The 671-nt window shown below is 46.5% G+C and carries 1 protein-coding gene; it reads left to right on the top strand.

Annotated elements, in window-relative coordinates; all coding sequences use genetic code 11:
• Nucleotides 1-296 precede the first annotated feature (296 nt).
• Nucleotides 297-584 carry a hypothetical protein gene (locus N1032_RS25735; protein ID WP_259543454.1) on the top strand — a complete coding sequence of 96 codons (288 nt, stop codon included), beginning with the start codon at nt 297-299 and terminating at the stop codon, nt 582-584.
• Nucleotides 585-671: the final 87 nt, after the last annotated feature.

Genomic DNA, 671 nt, shown 5'->3' with positions numbered 1-671 from the left:
GGCGATTACTACGCTAAGCGCGGCTTTCATTAGATCTTCATCGTCGTAAAAAGCATTAAGCCGGATGGCATCACGAAGAAACTCTTTCGCCGCTTTCATCGATTCCGTACGTAGATGAACTTCAGCGCCTTCGATGATAGGCAACATGAAGCGGGCAATTTTTAAATTCATGGTTGGCTTCCTGTAGAACGTGTTTAACGCATGAATACTAAAGCTTTCAAGATTGCAAGTCAACGTATGTAATCTAATGCAATCTTGAAAGTTTTAAAGGATAAATGATGGATAGCATAAAGCATATGATTCTGCTTGCCTGCGCTGGGGTGTCGGGGGCAATCATTGGCCTTTCAATTCACCCTAACGAACGTACGCCGCTACAGCGCTTTATGTTCATCCTCTCCGGCTTGCTTGTAGCCTTCTGGCTTACGCCGTTCATTTGTCGCTACTTCGGGCTTACCGCACCGGAAGAGATTAGCGCAGTAGCTTTCGCAGCTGGCGCTTTTTGGAGCTCGATAGTCGATAAAGTAGGGCAGGTGGTTAAAGGATTTTCATTCTTTAACAAGGGGGATAAGGGGGATAAGCAATGATGCCGCTTTCCCTTATCGAATGCCCGCCGCCGCAGCTTTATGGCTTCTCTTATGATAACGCGTTTACCTGGGGCACGTTTTTCCTAT

Origin of the sequence: Herbiconiux daphne, assembly GCF_024979295.1 — a bacterium.
GTDB lineage: Bacteria > Actinomycetota > Actinomycetes > Actinomycetales > Microbacteriaceae > Herbiconiux > Herbiconiux daphnes.
The sequence above is the reverse complement of the archived record's forward strand: the minus strand, read 5'-3'. Positions and strand labels throughout refer to the sequence as shown.